We start from the raw sequence: 19,448 nt of genomic DNA, 5'->3' as shown, positions 1-19,448 counted from the left end.
GGCGGTGTGATTACCGGTATGTGACCGGTCGTTGGGGTTGGTATCGGCAGACTGCTGATCACTCGCTCCACACACGTCGCCCGCTTTCCCGATGTGTGCAACTCGAATTGGTCGTTGATCCTTGGGGGTCTGGCAATGTCGGCAATGAAGGAAATCGCTGTTATCGGGATGTCCTGCCGGCTGCCGTCAGTGTCCGGGCCACGGGAATTCTGGGAGCTGCTCCGCGGTGGCGCGAGCGCGCTCACCGAGGGGCCGGACGGCAGGCGCGGCGGATTTCTTGACGGGGTCGGCGACTTCGACGCGGCGTTCTTCGGTGTGTCGCCGCGTGAGGCTGCCGTGATGGACCCGCAGCAGCGTCTTGTCCTCGAACTGGCCTGGGAGGCGCTGGAGGACAGCGGCATCGTGCCGGAGACCCTGCGCGGCAGCCGCACGGCGGTGTTCGTCGGCACGCTCCGCGACGACTACACGAGCCTGCTCTACCAGCACGGCGCCGGGGCGATCACCCAGCACACGATGACCGGCCTGAACCGCGGGATCATCGCGAACCGGGTCTCGTACTTCCTGGATCTGCACGGACCGAGCCTGACCATCGACACCGCCCAGTCCTCGTCGCTGGTCGCGGTGCACCTGGCCTGCGACAGTCTGCGCGCCGGGGAAGCCGACACCGCGATAGCGGCCGGGGTGAACCTGAACGTCCTGGCCGAGAACGCGCTCACCGAGGAGCGGTTCGGGGCGCTGTCACCGGACGGCGAGAGCTACGCCTTCGACGCCCGCGCCAACGGATTCGTGCCCGGTGAGGGCGGCGGTGTGGTGGTCCTCAAATCCCTGGAACGGGCGCTGGCCGACGGCGACCGGATCCACGGCGTGATCCTGGGCAGCGCGGTCAACAACGACGGCGCCACACCGGGCCTGACGGTGCCCAGCGGCACCGCCCAGGAACAGGTGATCCGCCAGGCGTACGAGCGTGCCGGCGTGGACCCGCGCACCGTGCAGTACGTGGAGGCCCACGGAACCGGCACCCCGGTCGGCGACCCGATCGAGGCGGCGGCGCTCGGCGCGGTGCTCGGCAACGGACGGGACGACCGCGACCCGCTGCTGATCGGCTCCGCCAAGACCAACGTCGGACACCTGGAAGGCGCCGCCGGCATGGTGGGGCTGCTGAAGGTGCTGCTGGGACTGGAGCGGCGTCTGCTGCCGCCCAGCCTCAACTTCGAGACCCCCAACCCGGAGATCCCGCTCGATCGGCTGGGCCTGTCGGTGCAGCGCGAGCTGACCGACTGGCCCCGTCCTGACCGTCCGCTGCTCGCGGGAGTCAGTTCCTTCGGCATGGGCGGCACCAACTGCCACGTCGTCGTGTCCGAAGGCCCGCGGAGCGCCTCTGCCGACCCGCCGCCCGGGGAACGGCCCGCCGGCGTCGTGCTGCCCTGGGTGACGTCCGGGCGCGGAGAGGACGCCCTGCGCGCCCAGGCCCGGCGGCTGCACGCCTTCGCCGCCGCCGGGGACGCGCCGGATCCCGCGGACGTCGGCTGGTCCCTGGCCGCGACCCGGTCCGTGTTCACCGATCGCGCGGTGGTGCTGGCCGAGGACCGCGCGGGACTGCTGGAGGGCCTGTGGGCGCTGGCCGACGGACGGCCCTCGCCGACCGTCGTGTCCGGCACCGCGCGAGAGGGCCGGCTCGGCTTCGTCTTCACCGGACAGGGCAGCCAGCGCGTCGGCATGGGGAGAGAGCTGTACGAGACCTTCCCGCGGTTTGCCGAGGCGTTCGACGAGGTGTGCGCCGAGCTGGACCCCCTGCTGTCCCGCCCCCTGCGCGAGGTGATCGCCTCCGGTGAGGGGCTGGACGAGACCGGTTTCACCCAACCCGCCCTGTTCGCCGTCGAAGTGGCCCTCCACCGGCTGGTCGAGGCCTGGGGAGTGACGCCCGACATGCTCGCCGGGCACAGCGTCGGCGAGATCGCCGCCGCTCATGTCGCGGGCGTGTTCTCGCTGTCCGACGCGGCGCGGCTGGTCGCGGCCCGCGGCTCCCTGATGCAGGAGCTGCCTGCCGGCGGTGCGATGATCGCCGTGGAAGCCACCGAGGAAGAGATCCGCCCGTTGCTGGCCGGGCACGAGCACGAGGCCGGGCTGGCCGCCGTCAACGGCCGTACCGCCGTGGTGATCTCCGGTACGGCGGACGCGGTCACGGACATCGCCGCGGAACTGGCCTCCCGCGAGGCCAGGACCAAACGGCTCCAGGTGTCGCACGCCTTCCATTCCCCCTTGATGGAGCCGATGCTGGCGCGGTTCCGCGAGGTGGTGCGGACGCTCGACTTCCACGAGCCGCGGATCCCGCTCGTCTCCGCCGTCACGGGCAGGATCGCGTCGGCGGAGGAACTGCGCTCCCCCGACTACTGGGTGGAGCAGGTGCGGAGCCCGGTCCGGTTCCTCGACGTGGTGCGGACCATGGAGACCGAGGGCGTCGTCACCTATCTCGAACTCGGCCCCGACGGCGTCTGCTCGGCGATGGTGGACGCGTCCGTCCTCGACGCGGACGCCGCGGCCTCCGCGCCGGCGCTCCGGGCGGGCCGCCCCGAACCCCGGACCCTGATGGCAGCGCTGGCCACCGTGTTCGTACGCGGCGGCCGGGTGGACTTCACGGCCGCGTACGAGGCAACCGGCGCCCGCCGCGCGGACCTGCCCACGTACGCGTTCCAGCGCAGGCGCCACTGGATCGACGGCGCCGCCACCCGGCGCCCCGTACCGCCGCCGGACGCCGTCCCCGCCGCGGGCCCGGAACACCCGGCTTCCGGGGTGAACGAGCCGGCCGCTCCGTCTCCGGCCGCCCTGCCGGCCGCTCTGCCCCGGGCCGAGCGCCACCGGATGCTGACCGGCACGGTCCGGGCCCACGTCGCCGCGATCCTGGGCCATGAGGAGGACCAGTACGTCGCGCTGAACGTCACCTTCAGGGACCTGGGCTTCGACTCGCTGATGGCGGTCGAGCTCCGGAACGCCCTGGCCGCCGCCACCGGACTCCGGCTGCCCAGCGGCCTGTTGTTCGACCGGCCCACCCCCGCCGCCGTCATCGACCACCTGGTGGCGCGGCTGCTCGGCACCGGCGACGCGGGTGCGGCGGACGCCGTGCCGACGGCCGGGGACGACGGCGAACCGATCGCGATCATCGGCATGGCCTGCCGCTATCCCGGCGGCGTCGCCTCGCCGGAAGGCCTGTGGCGCGTGGTCGCCGACGGCGTGGACGCGATCTCCGCGTTCCCCCTCGACCGAGGCTGGGACCAGCACCTGTACGACCCCGACTCCGGCCTGCCCGGACGGAGTTACGTCGACCACGGTGGATTCCTGTACGGCGCGGGCGAGTTCGACGCGGCGTTCTTCGGTATCTCGCCCCGCGAGGCGCTCGGCATGGACCCGCAGCAGCGACTGCTGCTGGAGACCGCCTGGGAGGCGGTCGAACGAGCGGGTCTGGATCCGCGGTCGCTGCACGGCAGCCGCACGGGTGTGTTCGTCGGCGGCACGGCGCTCGACTACGGACCCCGTATGCACGAGACGGGCCACGACGTGGGCGGCCACGTACTGACCGGCAGTACCACCAGCGTCATGTCCGGCCGGATCGCCTACCAACTGGGCCTGATCGGCCCGGCCGTCACCGTGGACACCGCGTGCTCGTCGTCGCTGGTGGCGCTGCACATGGCGGTCCGTTCACTGCGGTCCGGCGAATCATCGCTGGCCCTGGCGGGCGGGGTGGCGGTCATGTCGGGGCCGGGAATGTTCGTGGAGTTCTCCCGCCAGGGCGGGCTCGCCGCCGACGGCCGCAGCAAGTCCTTCGCGGCCTCCGCCGACGGCACGTCCTGGGCCGAGGGAGCCGGGCTGCTCCTGGTCGAGCGCCTCTCGGACGCCCGCCGTCACGGCCACCGGGTCCTGGGCGTCGTCCGGGGCACCGCCGTCAACCAGGACGGCGCGTCCAACGGCCTGACCGCACCGAACGGCCTGTCGCAGGAACGGGTGATCCGCCAGGCGCTCGCCGACGCCCGGCTGAGCACCGGGGACATCGACGCCGTCGAGGCGCACGGGACCGGCACCTCCCTCGGCGACCCGATCGAGGCCGAGGCGATCCTGGCCACGTACGGGCGGGGACGCGAGGGAGCCGAGCCGGTCTTCCTGGGCTCGCTGAAGTCCAACATCGGACACGCGCAGGCCGCGGCCGGCGTGGGCGGACTCATCAAGATGGTGGAGGCGATGCGGCATGGCACCCTCCCGGGCAGCCTGCACGTGGACGAACCCACCCCGCACGTCGACTGGTCGTCCGGTGGCGTCGAACTGCTCACCCGGCCCCGGCCGTGGCCCCGGACCGGCCGTCCTCGTCGTGCGGCCGTGTCGTCGTTCGGTATCAGCGGGACCAACGCCCACGTGATCGTCGAAGCGGGCGACGCGGAGCCGGCCCCATCGGCGCCCGAGGTGACGACACCCGTTCCCTGGCTGGTCTCGGGCCCGGACGCGGCAGGGCTGCGCGCCCAGGCCGAGCGGCTGCGTGATCACCTCCTGGACGGCACGGAATCGCGGCCGGCCGACATCGGCTTCTCGCTCGCCACGACTCGTACGGCGTTCGAGGAACGGGCCCTGGTCACCGGCACACACACCGCGGACCTGCTGGCCGGACTCGACGCCCTCGTACAGGGGGAGGACCACCCACGTCTGGTACGCGGCAGCGCCGCCAGGGCCGGCGGTACGGCGATGCTGTTCACCGGGCAGGGAGCACAGCGCATCGGCATGGGGCGCGAACTGTACGAGGAATTCCCTGTCTTCGCTGAGGCTCTGGACAAGCTGTGCGCGGAATTCGACCCGTACCTGGACAGGCCGCTGCGCACGGTCATGTTCGGCGACGGCGACGGCAACGGTGATGGCAACGGTGATGGCGACGGTGACAGCGACGGTCCGCTGCACCGGACCGCCTACGCCCAGCCCGCGCTGTTCGCCGTCGAGGTCGCCCTGTACCGGCTGCTCGAACATCACGGCATGACCCCGGATCTCGTCGCGGGCCACTCGATCGGCGAACTGGCCGCCGCTCATGTGGCGGGCGTGTTCTCCCTGGCCGACGGGGCACGGCTGGTCGCCGCCCGCGGCCGGCTGATGCAGGCCGCGCCGCGGGGCGGAGCCATGGTCGCCGTCCAGGCGAGCGAGGAGGAGATGGCGGCCGGCCTGGCGGGCCACGAGGGAGAGGTCTCCGTCGCCGCCGTCAACGCGCCCGACTCCGTCGTGATCTCCGGTGACGCCGACGCCGTGAGCGAGGTCGCGGCCGGCTGGGCGGCCCGTGGCCGCAGGATCCGTACGCTCACCGTCAGCCATGCCTTCCACTCCCCGCACATGGACGGTGTGCTGGACGAGTTCCGCGAGACCGCCGCCGCCGTGACCTACCACGCACCGCTCATCCCTCTCGTGTCCACCCTCACCGGACGGCTCGCCCTCGAGAGCGAACTGTGCTCGCCGGACTACTGGACGCGGCAGATCCGCGGGACCGTGCGCTTCGCCGAGGCGACCCGCACCCTGCGGGACCAAGGCGCGACGGTGTTCGTCGAGGCCGGTCCCGACGCGGTCCTGTCCGCCATGGCCGACCGGACCCTCGCCGAGGAGCCGGTCACCGTCGTGCCGCTGCTGCGGCGCGGCCGTCCGGAGGCGGAGACCCTCGTCACGGGGCTCGCGCAGGCGTACGCGGCGGGCGCCGGACTCGACCCGGCCTCGTTCTTCCCCGGCGGCACCGCCGTCGCACTGCCCACCTATGCCTTCCGGCGTGAGCACTACTGGCTGGCACCGCGGAGCGGCGGCGACCCGCGCCACCTGGGTCTGGACACCTCGGGACACCCGCTGTTCGGCGCGACGGTCGAGGTCGCGGGCCGCGACGAACTCATCCTCACCGGCCGGCTCTCGCCCGCCAACCACCCCTGGTCCGCCGACCACATGATCGGCGGCGCCGTCCTCCTGCCGGCCACGGCCTTCCTGGAACTGGCCGTCGCGGCGGGCGAGCGGGCGGGCGCGCCGTACGTGGAGGAGATGACTCTGGAGGCACCCCTCGTACTGACGGACCGTCAGGCCGTGCGCACGCAGATCGTGATCGGTGCGCCGGACGCGTCAGCCACCCGCCGGTTCACCGTGAACGCCCGGCCCGACACGGGTGACGACGGGCCGGCGGAGTGGATCCGGTGCGCGTCCGGAGCGCTCGGCGCCCGGCCGCCCGCCGCCCCGGCCGCGACACTGCGGCAGTGGCCGCCCGCCGGCGCCCGGCCGGAGCCGCTCACCGGCGTCTACGACCGGCTCGCCGCCGCCGGCTACGACTACGGACCCGCCTTCCAGTGCCTGCACGCCCTGTGGCGCGGGGCCGACGGCGACCTCTACGCGGACCTGCGGCTGCCCGATGACCAACGTGAGGCCGCCGCCGGATTCGCCCTCCACCCGGCACTGTTCGACGCCGCGCTCCACCCCCTCGTACTCGGGGCGGCGGACGGAGCGGAGCCGGGCCAGATCCTTCTCCCGTTCGCCTGGACGGGCCTGACCGTCCACAGCGTCGGGGCCACCTCGCTGCGCGCCCGTATCACCACCGACACGGACACCAGCTCCGCCTCGCTCACCCTCGCGGACGCCACCGGCGAACCCGTCGCCACCGTCGCGTCGCTGGTCCTGCGCCCGGTCGCCCGGGACCGGCTCGCCCCGGTGGCCGCGGGACAGGAACAGCTGTACGCACTGCACTGGCCCACCGTCCCCGCCCCCGCCGCCGGCGCGGCCGACTGGTGCGAACTCACCGGCGACAACCCTGATTTGTCGCCGGCCCATGGCGCCGCAACCGTCGTCGTACGGACCGGCACAGCCGCCGTCGAGTACGGCACCGCGCAGACGGAGCGGATCCTGCGCCTGACACAGGCCTGGCTGGCGGACGAGCGGCCGGCCGGTGTCCGGCTGGCCGTCGTCACCACCGGGGCCGTCGCCGTCCTGCCCGGCGAGGAGGTGCCAGGGCTGTCGGCCGCGCCCGTATGGGGCCTGATCCGCGCCGTACAGTCGGAGCATCCGGACCGGGTGGCACTGATCGACCTGGACCCGGCCACCGACGACACGTCCCTGTCGGCCGCCCTGGCCCTCGCGGAACCGCAGGTCGCCGTCCGCGGCGGCCGGTTCCACGTGCCACGCCTGACCCGCACCGCCACGCGGGCGCACACGGACTCCGAGGCGCTGTCCCCGGCCACGGCGGCCACGGGCCTCGACACCGACGGGACCGTCCTCATCACGGGCGGCACCGGCGGACTCGGCGCACTGCTGGCCCGCCATCTGGTGACCAACCACGGTATACGCCACCTGCTGCTCGCCAGCCGCCGGGGACCGGAGGCCCCCGGCGCCCGCGTGCTGACGGACGAACTGCGCGCGCTGGGCGCCGAGGTGACCGTGGCCGCCGCCGACGTCGCCGACCGCGACGCTCTCGCGGCTCTGCTGGAGCGCGTGCCCGCGGAGCATCCGCTGACCGCCGTGATACACACCGCGGGCGTACTCGACGACGCGACCGTGGCATCCCTGACCCCCGAACGGCTCCAGGCGGTCATGCGGCCCAAGACCGAAGCCGCCCGGCATCTCGACGAGCTGACGAGAAGCCACCCGCTCACCGCGTTCGTCCTGTTCTCCTCCGTCTCCGGGATCACCGGCACCGCAGGACAGGCCAACTACGCCGCCGCCAACACCGGCCTCGACGCACTCGCCGCCCATCGCCGCGCCCACGGTCTGCCCGGCATCTCCCTGGCCTGGGGCCTGTGGGACGGCAGCCACGGCATGGGCGGCACCGTCGGCGAGGCGGACCTCGCCCGCTGGGCCCGTGCCGGGTTCGCGCCGCTCACCCCCGAACAGGGCCTGGCCCTGTTCGACCGCGCCCTGACGGAGACCGACGCCGCCCTGCTCGTACCCGCGCGCCTGAACCCGGGCGGGCGGCGGACTTCAACCACCACGGTGCCCACCGTCCTGCGCGACCTGGCCGGCTTCGCCCCGGCTCCTCCGTCCCGCCGACGAAGCGGCGCCGGCGAGGACACCACCGACAGCGCCACACCGTGGGAGCGGCGGATCACCGAACTACCCGAGGACGAACGGCCCGCTGAGGTGCTCGCCCTCGTCCGCTCCGTGGCCGCAGGCGTGCTCGGACATCCGGACGCGACCGCCGTCGACCCCGACCGGGCGTTCAAGGACATCGGTCTGGACTCCCTGGGCGGCGTCGACCTGCGCAACCGGCTGAGCACGGTCACGGGGCTGCGGCTGCCCGCCACCGTCGTGTTCGACCATCCCTCGGCCACCGCACTGGCCGGCCATCTGCACGCGCGGATCTCGGACCCGCCGCCCGCCGCCGTACGGACAGCGGCCGTGACCCTCTCCGACGAGCCGGTGGCGATTGTGGGTATGGGGTGTCGTTTTCCGGGTGGTGTGGGGTCGCCGGAGGAGTTGTGGCGGTTGGTGGTGGGTGGGGTTGATGCGGTGGGGGAGTTTCCGGGTAATCGTGGGTGGGATCTGGAGGGGTTGTATGACCCGGATCCGGATCGTGCGGGTGCGTCTTATACGCGTCAGGGTGGGTTTTTGTATGACGCGGATGAGTTCGATCCGGTGTTTTTCGGGATGTCTCCGCGGGAGGCTGTGGCGACGGATCCGCAGCAGCGTCTGTTGTTGCAGACGGCGTGGGAGACCTTTGAGCACGCGGGGATCGATCCGGGGACACTGCGGGGGAGTTCCACCGGTGTGTTCACCGGCGCCATGTACGACGACTACGCCTCCCGGCTCCCGAAAGCCCCGGCGGAATTCGAGGGCTTCCTGCTGGCCGGCAACCTCTCCAGTGTCGCGTCCGGGCGTTTGGCCTACACCTACGGACTGGAAGGCCCGGCACTGACGGTCGACACCGCCTGCTCCTCGTCCCTGGTCGCCCTTCACCTGGCCGCCCAAGCACTGCGGCGGGGCGAATGCGACATGGCCCTCGCGGGCGGCGTCACCGTCATGTCAGGACCCAACACCTTCGTGGAGTTCTCGCGTCAGCGCGGTCTGGCGGCGGACGGGCGGTGCAGGTCGTTCTCGGCGGGGGCCGGCGGGACGGGGTGGGCGGAGGGTGTGGGCTTGCTGCTGGTGGAGCGGTTGTCGGACGCGCGGCGCCACGGTCACCGGGTGCTGGCGGTGCTGCGCGGGTCGGCGGTGAATCAGGACGGTGCGTCGAATGGTCTGACGGCGCCGAACGGCCCGTCCCAGGAACGCGTGATCCGGCAGGCGCTGGCGAACGCCGGGCTCGGGACCGCGGATGTGGATGTGGTGGAGGCGCATGGTACGGGGACGACGCTGGGCGATCCCATTGAGGCGCACGCCCTGCTCGCGACATACGGGCAGGGCCGGCCGGACGGGCGGCCTTTGTGGCTGGGGTCGCTGAAGTCGAACATCGGGCACGCACAGGCCGCGGCGGGTGTCGGCGGCATCATCAAGATGGTCGAGGCGATGCGGCACGGCGTGATGCCGCCGTCGCTGTACGCGGACGATCCGTCGCCGCATGTCGACTGGGACGCCGGCGCGGTACGCCTGCTGACCGGGCCTACGCCGTGGCCGGAGGAGGACCGTCCGCGCCGGGCCGCGGTGTCCTCCTTCGGCATCAGCGGAACGAACGCGCACGTGATCATCGAAGCGGGTGAACCCGAAGAAGCGGGTGAACCCGAACTGGCCGAGTCGCCGTCCGGGACGACCATGCCCGTCCTGTGGCCGATCTCCGGGCGCGACGAGACAGCACTGCGCGCCCAGGCCGCCAGGCTCCACCGTCACCTGAGCGAACGGCCCGGCCACGCCCCCGTGGATGTCGGCTACTCGCTGGCCACCACCCGGGCCGCCCTGGCGCACCGCGCCGTCGTACTGGCGTCCACCCGCGAGGAGTCACTGGCCGGCCTGACCGCACTGGCCAACGGGGACAGCACGCCGAATGTCCTGCGCCCCACCGCCCCGGCCGGCACCAACGCCCCCGCGCCCCGCGGACGAACCGCGTTCCTGCTCTCCGGGCAGGGCAGCCAGCGCCTGGGGATGGGGAGCGGGCTCTACGAGAACTCGCCCGTGTTCGCCGCCGCTCTCGACGCCGTGTGCGAGCACCTCGACCCGGCCCTGCCCCGTCCGCTCACGAGCGTCCTGTTCGCACCGGAGGGCTCCGCGGACTCGGCGCTGCTTGATCAGACGGCCTTCACCCAGGCCGCGCTGTTCGCCGTCGAAACCGCTCTGTACCGGCTGCTCGAACACCACGGTGTGGTGCCGGACTACCTCCTGGGCCATTCGATCGGCGAAGTCACCGCGGCCCACCTGGCCGGAGTGTGGGACCTGCCCGACGCCTGCGCCGTCGTCGCCGCACGCGCCAGGCTGATGCAGGCCGCCCGCGAGGGAGGAGCGATGACCGCCCTCCAGGCATCCGAGGACGAAGTCCGCGAGACGCTGCGGGCCCACGGCGGCGCGATCTCCGTGGCCGCCGTCAACGGGCCCCGTTCAACGGTCGTCTCCGGCGACAGCGACGCCGTGGACGCAGTCGCGGAACTGTGGCGCGCACGGGGCCGGAAGACCAGGCGTCTCCCGGTCAGCCACGCCTTCCACTCCCCGCACATGGACGATGTCCTCGACGCGTTCCGGCAGGCTCTGACCGGTCTCACCTTCCATGAGCCGCGCATCCCGGTCGTCTCCAACGTCACCGGGGAACTCGCCGACGCGCACCAACTGCGGTCCCCCGACTACTGGGCCGAGCACATCCGCGAGTCCGTGCGCTTCCAGGACGGTGTACGGCTCCTCGAAGCGGCCGGTGTCACCGAGTACCTGGAACTCGGCCCCGACGGAGTCCTCACCGCCATGGCGCAGGAATGCCTCACCGCGGACGGAGCCACCCTGACACCCGTGCTGAGGTCAGGCCGACCGGAGCCCGTCACCTTCACCACCGCGCTCGCCCGCACCCATCTCAACGGCGGGCCGCTCGACTGGACCGCCCTGTTCCCTGGTGGGCGCCGCGTCGACCTGCCCACCTACGCGTTCCGCCAGGAGCGCTACTGGCTGAGCGCCGCGGCCGGTGACGCCGACGCCGCCGGACTGGGCCTGACCCCGACGGGCCACCCGTTGCTCGGCGCGGCTGTGCGGCACGCCGACAGTGGGGACACTCTGCTGACCGGTCGGCTGTCGTCGGCCACGCATCCATGGCTGGCGGATCACGCGCTGCACGGTACGGCGGTGTTCCCCGGCACGGGCCTGCTGGAACTGGCGGTCCGCGCCGGGGAGGAGGCCGGCTGCCCACAGGTGGCCGAACTGACACTGTCCGCGCCGCTGATCGTGCCGGAGCGCGGTGGGGTGCGGATCCAGGTCGTGGTGGGCCGGCCGGACACGGACGGCCGACGGCATATCGACGTCTACGGGCAGCAGGACGACTCGACCGGCGGCGAACACCCCTGGACCACCCATGCGACAGGTCTCCTCGCGCCGGACGACGACCGGGCCGCCGCACCGGAAGCGCTCGTGGCATGGCCACCCCCGGGGACCGCGGAGGTGGACCTGCGTGGTGTGTACGAGCGGCTTCACGAGGCGGGCTACGCCTACGGGCCCGCGTTCCAGGGGCTCGGCCGGGTGTGGCGGGGTGACGGCGAGCTGTACGCGGAGGTCGCCCTGGACGAGAAGCACCGGGCCGACGCGACCGGTTTCGCGCTGCACCCCGCTCTGCTGGACGCCGCCCTGCACGCGCTGCTGCCCGGTGTCACCGGTGAGGACGTTCCGGCGGTGGTGCCCTTCGCATGGCAGGGAGTGCGCGTGGGCGCCGTGGGCGCCGACCGGCTGAGGGTGCGGCTGGCGATGTCCGGTACGCGATCGGTGTCACTGACCGTGGCGGACGGGACCGGAGCACCCGTGGCGTCGGTGGACTCGCTGGCACTGCGCCCACTGTCGGGGGACGCGCTGCGTGCCGCGGGATCCGCGGCACGGGCCGGGCAGGACGGCCTGCTGCGGGTGGAATGGTCCGCCGTCCCGGCGCCCGACGCGGTGGATCCCGCCCGCTGGACCGAGGTGGGCGACGGAGGAACGTATCCGGACCTCGATGCCTTGCCACCGGAGGTTCCGGACACGGTGCTGCTCCGGCTGCCTTCGTCGGCGGACCGCACCGATGTGGCGACGGCTTCGCGAGCTTTGCTGGGGAACGTGCTGGGCTGGGTGCGGGGGTGGCTGGCGGAGGAGCGTTTCGCGGGCTCCCGCCTGGTGGTGGTGACCCGGGGCGCGGTCGCCGTGGCTGAGGAAGGGCCGGCGGATCTGGCGTCCGTGGGTGTGTGGGGTCTGGTCCGGTCCGCGTCGACAGAGCATCCGGGCCGGTTCGGTCTGGTCGATCAGGACATGGCGGCCGGCCCGGAGGAGTCGGAGGAATCGCTGGGCCGGGCGATCGTGTGCGGTGAGCCGCAAGTGGCCGTGCGCGGGGGCGAGTTGTTGGTGCCGCGACTGGCGCGGATGGCTCCGGCCGCCGCGGAGGGGACGGTGTCGTGGGCCGGCGGCACGGTCCTGGTGACGGGGGCGACGGGTGTTCTGGGCGGTGTGGTGGCGCGGCATCTGGTGACGCGGCACGGGGCGCGCCGCCTGTTGCTGCTGAGCCGGCGGGGGGCGGACGCTCCGGGCGCGGACGGGTTGCGGGACGAACTGGTCGGGCTCGGAGCCGAGGTGGTGTTCGCCGCGTGTGATGCGGCGGACCGCGATGCGCTGGAGGAGGTACTGGACTCGGTTCCCGCGGAGAGCCCCCTGACCGCCGTGGTGCATACGGCGGGTGTACTGGACGACTGTGTGGTGGGCTCGTTGTCGGCCGAGCGACTGGAGCGGGTGCTGCGGCCGAAGGTGGACGCGGCCTGGAATCTGCATGAGCTGACCCGTGAGCGGGGTGTGTCGGCGTTCGTCCTGTACTCCTCGGTGGCGGGGCTGTTGGGTACGGCGGGCCAGGCGAACTACGCCGCGGGCAATGCCTTTCTCGACGGGCTTGCCTCGTTCCGGCGTGCCCAGGGGCTGCCCGGGGTGTCGGTGGCGTGGGGCCTGTGGGAGCAGTCCAGTGAGCTGACGGGGCATCTGGCCGACAGTGACCTGCGGCGGTTGGCCGGCCTCGGCCTCCGGCCGCTGCCCACGGACGAGGCGATGGCGCTGTTCGACGCGGCCGTGGTCTCGGACGAGGCCGTCGTCGCGGCCACCCGGGTGGACACCACCGCCCGGCGGGCGGGCACCGCGGCACCGATGCTGCGGGGTCTGCTCGCCCCGCCGCCGCGCCGTGCCGTACAGGCCGCCGCCGCACCTGCCGGACCGTCCCTGGCGCAACGCCTGTCCACGCTGCCCCCGGCCGAACGGGAACGAGCGGTGGAGAATCTGGTACGTACGCAGGTGGCCGCCGTTCTGGGATACGGCGACGGCGGCGACATCGAGGCCGGCAGCCCCTTCCAGGAGCTGGGCTTCGACTCGCTCACCGCCGTCGAACTGCGCAACCAGCTCACCGTCGCCACCGGCCTCCGGCTGCCCACCGCTCTGGTCTTCGACCATCCCAGCCCCGCCGCTCTCACCGCGTACCTCGGTGCGCGGCTGGCGGCGGACGTCACGCCCGCCGACCCCGTCCTGGAGGAACTGGACCGGCTGGAGGCCGTCCTGCGGTCCGCGGTGCCGGCCGCCGGAGGCGGGGCGGCGGACGGGCGGATCGCCGTACGGCTGCGGGAACTGCTGGAGCTCGCCGCGGACGACCGCAGCGACCACGGTGAGACCGCCCCGGAGAAGGACCTGAACTCCGCGACGGACGACGAGCTGTTCGCCTTCGTCGACGAACTCGACTGACCCGACCTGACCCGACCGATCCGACCTGCCGTTCCATCCCCGAATTGGGAGAGCTGAGAGCAGTGGCTGACGAGGACAAGCTCCGCGATTACCTCAAGCGCGCCATCGCCGACGCGCGCGACGCGCGCAGGCGTCTGCACGACGTGGAGGAGAAGCAGCACGAGCCGGTGGCGATTGTGGGTATGGGGTGTCGTTTTCCGGGTGGTGTGGGGTCGCCGGAGGAGTTGTGGCGGTTGGTGGTGGGTGGGGTTGATGCGGTGGGGGAGTTTCCGGGTAATCGTGGGTGGGATCTGGAGGGGTTGTATGACCCGGATCCGGATCGTGCGGGTGCGTCGTATACGCGTCAGGGTGGGTTTTTGTATGACGCGGATGAGTTCGATCCGGTGTTTTTCGGGATGTCTCCGCGGGAGGCTGTGGCGACGGATCCGCAGCAGCGTCTGTTGTTGCAGACGGCGTGGGAGACCTTTGAGCACGCGGGGATCGATCCGGGGACACTGCGGGGGAGTTCCACCGGTGTGTTCACCGGGGTGATGTACAGCGACTACGGCTCACGTCCTCTGCTGTCGCCGGACGGCCCGGAGGGCTATCTGTTCAGCGGCAGCGCGGGCAGTGTCGCGTCCGGGCGTCTGGCTTATACGTACGGGTTGGTGGGTCCGGCGCTGACGGTTGATACGGCGTGTTCGTCGTCGTTGGTGGCGTTGCATCTGGCGGTTGGCGCGTTGCGTCGGGATGAGTGTGATCTGGCGTTGGCGGGTGGGGTGACGGTGATGTCGTCGCCGGTGGCGTTCACGGAGTTCTCGCGTCAGCGTGGTCTGGCTGTGGATGGCCGGTGCAGGTCGTTCTCGGCGGGGGCCGGTGGGACGGGGTGGGCCGAGGGTGTCGGTTTGTTGTTGGTGGAGCGGTTGTCGGACGCACGTCGGCTGGGGCATCGGGTGCTGGCGGTGGTGCGTGGGTCGGCGGTGAATCAGGACGGTGCGTCGAATGGTCTGACGGCGCCGAACGGTCCTTCTCAGGAGCGGGTGATCCGGGGGGCGTTGGCGAGTGCGGGGTTGGGGTCCGCGGATGTGGATGTGGTGGAGGCGCATGGTACGGGGACGACGCTGGGTGACCCCATTGAGGCGCACGCGTTGATGGCGACGTATGGGCAGGGCCGGGTGGAGGGGCGGCCTTTGTGGCTGGGGTCGCTGAAGTCGAACATCGGGCACGCGCAGGCCGCGGCGGGTGTCGGCGGCATCATCAAGATGGTCGAGGCGATGCGGCACGGTGTGATGCCTCGGTCGTTGTACGCGGACGATCCGTCGCCGCATGTCGACTGGAACGCGGGTGCGGTGCGGTTGTTGGCGGAGTCCGTGCCATGGCCGGAGGAGGGCCGTCCGCGCCGTGCCGCGGTGTCCTCCTTCGGATTCGGCGGGACCAACGCGCACGTGATCATCGAAGCGGGCGAACCGGAGGCCGAGTTGCCTGCCACACGGCCCTCCGGGACGGACGTTCCCGTCGTATGGCCGATCTCCGGCAGTGATGAGACAGCACTGCGTGCCCAGGCCGCCAGGCTCCATCGTCACCTCAGCGAGCGGCCCGAGTACGACCTTGTGGATGTCGGCTACTCGCTGGCCACCACCCGGGCCGCCCTGGCGCACCGCGCCGTCGTACTGGGGTCCACCCGCGAGGAGTCACTGGCCGGCCTGACCGCACTGGCCAACGGCGACGATATGCCGGACCGGCCGCCGGGCAGAGTCGTGAACGGAGGCAGGACCGCTTTTCTGTTCACCGGCCAGGGAGCCCAACGGGCCGGTATGGGAAGGGAGTTGCACCAGGCCTTCCCGGTGTTCGCCAAGGCGTTCGACGCGGTGTGCGACCTGCTGGACCCGTCGCTGCCACGCCCGTTGCGGGAAGTGATCGAAGCCGGTGACGGGCTGGACGAGACCGGCTACACCCAGCCGGCGCTCTTCGCGGTCGAGGTCGCGCTGTTCCGCTTGGTCGAATCGTGGGGAATACGCCCGGACTTCGTCGCCGGGCACTCGATCGGCGAGGTGACCGCGGCCCATGTGGCGGGGGTGCTGTCCCTGCACGACGCCTGCACGCTGGTGGCGGCCCGTGCACGGCTGATGCAGGCGTTACCGGCCGGTGGCGCGATGGTGGCGGTGGAGGCGACCGAGGAAGAGGTGCTGCCCCTGCTGGCCGACCGTGACCGGGTGGGTGTGGCGGCGGTGAACGGCCCACGGGCGGTGGTGGTTTCCGGCGAGGAGGCCGCCGTGCTGGAGGTGGCCGCGGAGCTGCGGGCGCGAGGCTCCAGGACCCGGCGGCTCGCGGTGTCGCACGCGTTCCACTCACCGCTGATGGAGCCGATGCTGGAGGAATTCGGCCGGATCGCCGCCGGGCTGGACTACCGGCCACCGCGCATCCCCGTCGTGTCCAACCTCACCGGCGAACTCGCCGATGACGCCCAACTGGCGAACGCCGACTACTGGGTCAGGCACGTCAGTGAGCCCGTCCGCCTCGCCGACGGACTGCGGACGCTCTCGGAGCACGGCGTCACGACGTTCGTCGAGATCGGCCCCGACGCGGTTCTGACCGCGCTCGCCCACGACACCCTCGAAGCGGACGACGGCGAGCACACCGCACTGGCGCTGCTCCGGCGCGAACGGTCCGAGCCCGGCACCCTCCTGCACGGGGTGGGCAGGCTCCACGTCCGCGGCGTTCCGGTGGACTGGCAGGCTCTCCACGCCGGGAGCGGTGCGCGCCGCGTAGACCTGCCCGCGTACGGCTTCCGGCGCGAACGTTACTGGCTGGACACGGCCACGGTCCATGCCGCCACCGGACCCGGGCCGGACCCCACGGGCCATCCGCTCCTCGGCACGGCACTGGCTCTGGCGGGCGGCGAAGACCTCCTGTTCACCAGCCGCGTATCGACGCGTACCCACCCGTGGCTGGAGCACCACACGGTGCTCGGGAACGCCGTCCTTTCCGCCGCATCCCTCGTCGAGCTGGTCCTTCGGGCCGGGGCCGAGGCCGGAACGCCGGTGCTGGAGGAACTGTCGCTGACCGCCCCGCTCGTGCTGCCCACCGGGGGAGCGGTACAGCTCCAGGTGCGGGTCGGCGGAACGGACGCCGAAGGACGGCGTTCCGTCACCGTGTACGCGCGCCCCGAAACCGAGCACGGACAGGCACCGTGGACCGCGCACGCCCAGGGCGGTCTCGGCCCGGACAGCGCGGTCGCGACCCGGCCGGACGGCGGCGTCGCCCGTGACGCGGCCACCGCCACCGAAGTCCGGCTGCCCGCCGAACTCGGCGGGGAAGCGGACCGGTACGGGCTGCATCCGGCGCTCCTCGACCAAGCCCTCCTCGGCCACCGCTTCCCCCGGGGGGAAGGCACCGTGACCGTACCCGCCGCATGGCGCGGCGTGCGGCTGCACACCGCGGGCGCCACCGCGGTACGGGCCGTGCTGACCGAGACCGGCGACCGCACCGTCGCCGTGGAACTGACGGACGAACAGGGCCGGCCGGTGGCCGGTGTCGAGTCCCTGACGTACCGGGAGATCCCCGAGGAACTCTTCGAGGCCACCCCGGGCGGGGCGGACGATGTGCTGCTGCGGGTGGAGTGGACGCCCGCCGCCGTGACCGGGCCCGCGGAACCGACGGGCTGGGCGGTCCTCGGCACCGAGGAGTACCCGGACCTCGCCGCGGTCGGCAGCGCCGCCGACTCCGGTGTGCCGGTCGACGCCGTGCTCGTTCCCTGGGCCCCGCCCGACGACGGCGGCACATCCGCAGCCCTGCACGAAGCCACGCGAGGCGCGCTGGCCGTCGTGCGGCAGTGGCTGGCCGACGAACGCCTCGGTGGAACCAGGCTGGTGGTGGTGACCCGTGGCGGCACGGCGGCCGGCGAAGGAGACCGGGGGGACGTCACCGACCTGTCGGCCGCGGCGGTCCGTGGACTGCTGCGCTCGGCACAGCCGGAGGCTTCCGGACGGATCGTCCTGGTGGACGCGGATCCGCACGCCGACCGGCTCTCCGATCCGCTCGCGGATCTGCGCGCCCTTCCGGGCCAGGATCCGGAGGCCGCGACGTTCCTCGGCGTGCCGTTCGCTCTCCTGACCTCACTCCTCGCCTCCGGCGAGCCCGAGGCGGCCGTACGCCGGGACCGGCTTCTCCTGCCCCGACTGACGCGGGTGCCCGCTGCCACCGGCCGTGACGTCCCGGTCCTCGACCCCGACGGAACTGTGCTCGTGACCGGCGGGGGCGTCGGCGACGGCGGGTTCTTCGCGCGGCGTCTGGCCGCCCGTCACGGCGTGCGCCGCCTGCTGTTCGTCGGCGATCAGGGTGACCGCGAGCCCGGTGCGCGGGAGCTGACCGCGGATCTGGCGGCGCTCGGCGCCGACGTCACCTTCGAGACCTGCGACCTCGCGGACCGACAGGCTCTCGCGGCGGTTCTGGCGCGAGTCCCCGGCCGGCACCCCCTCACCGCGGTCGTCCACGCCACGGACATCGCGGACAGCGGCACGGTCCATGAGCTGGACCCCGACCGCCTGGACGGCGCACTGCGGGCGGCCGACAGCGCGCGGCACCTGCATGAGCTGACCGAAGGCTCCCCCCTGGCCGCCTTCGTCCTGTTCTCGTCCACGGCCGGGACCGTCGGCGAGCCGGGCGGGGTGTGCCGGGCCGCGGCGGACGCGTACCTGGACGCCCTCGCCGTACGACGCGCCGCGCGCGGGCTGCCGGCCCTGTCACTCGCCTGGGGCCCGCATGAGCTGACCGGGCACGGGAACGGCACCGGCCGGGACCGATCGCCCGGCGCCGCCTTCCGGCCGCTGACGGCCGAACTCGCGGCGGCGGCCTTCGACGCCGCACTGGGGGTGACCGGTCCCGGCCGGACGCCGGACACGCCGGCTCCGGATCCGGTGCTGCTGGCCGCCGTGGCCGCCCCGTCCGCACTGCGCGCCCGCGACAACGGCGTCCCGCCGCTGTTCCGCACCCTGGTCCGGGGGCCGCTGCGCCCCGCGCCCGAGGCGGCGCACCCCGACAAGGGGCCCGGCCCCGGGGCCTGGGCGCTGCGGCTGGCCGCGCTGGACGACGACGAGCGCCACACGCTCGTACGGCAACTGGTCCGCACCGAAGTGGCCGCCGTGCTCGGACACACCGACCCCGGCGCCATCGGTCTCGAACGATCCTTCCAGGAGGCGGGGTTCGACTCGATGACCGCCGTCGACCTGCGCAACCGGCTCACCACGGCCACCGGGCTGCGGCTGCCCGCCACCCTCGTCTTCGACCACCCCACGCCCGCCGCGCTCATCCGGCTCGTCCTCGACGAGGCCGCCGCGGCGGAGCAGCCGGCCGGGACACCGTCCAGAGGGTCCCTCCTCACCCAGCTCAAGGCACTGGAGGCGACCGTGGCCGGACTCGGCCCACGCAGCCAGGATCTGGACCGGACCATGATCACCACACGGCTGAAGACCCTCCTGGCCAGACTGAGCCCCTCCGCCGCGGAAGAAGGGTCCCAGCACGGCTCCGAGGACGCTCTGAGCAGGATCGCCGGCTCGTCGGCCGACGAGATCTTCGACTTCATCGACACCGAACTCGGCCGCGGGCCGGGCCGGTGACGGCCCACCGGAAGGAGAGCG

At 72.8% G+C, this 19,448-nt stretch carries 1 protein-coding gene and 1 pseudogene; both read left to right on the top strand.

What is annotated here, in order from left to right:
- Window positions 1-144 precede the first annotated feature (144 nt).
- Entirely contained in the window at window positions 145-13,833 is a 13,689-nt protein-coding gene (locus tag ACIBBB_RS25765) for an SDR family NAD(P)-dependent oxidoreductase (protein ID WP_398985872.1), read from the top strand.
- Window positions 13,834-13,913: 80 nt separating this feature from the next.
- Window positions 13,914-19,427: pseudogene (locus tag ACIBBB_RS25760) on the top strand (beta-ketoacyl synthase N-terminal-like domain-containing protein); the annotation flags it as partial.
- Window positions 19,428-19,448 lie beyond the last annotated feature (21 nt).

This window comes from Streptomyces sp. NPDC051217 (genome assembly GCF_044455465.1).
In the GTDB taxonomy this organism is placed as follows: Bacteria; Actinomycetota; Actinomycetes; order Streptomycetales; family Streptomycetaceae; genus Streptomyces.
Note: the sequence above shows the minus strand (reverse complement) of the source record. Positions and strands in the feature narration are given on the sequence as shown.

Bases quoted from the DNA above. Each gene is read 5' to 3' on its own strand.
- ACIBBB_RS25765 (WP_398985872.1), top strand. From the start codon at position 145: ATGAAGGAAATCGCTGTTATCGGGATGTCCTGCCGGCTGCCGTCAGTG.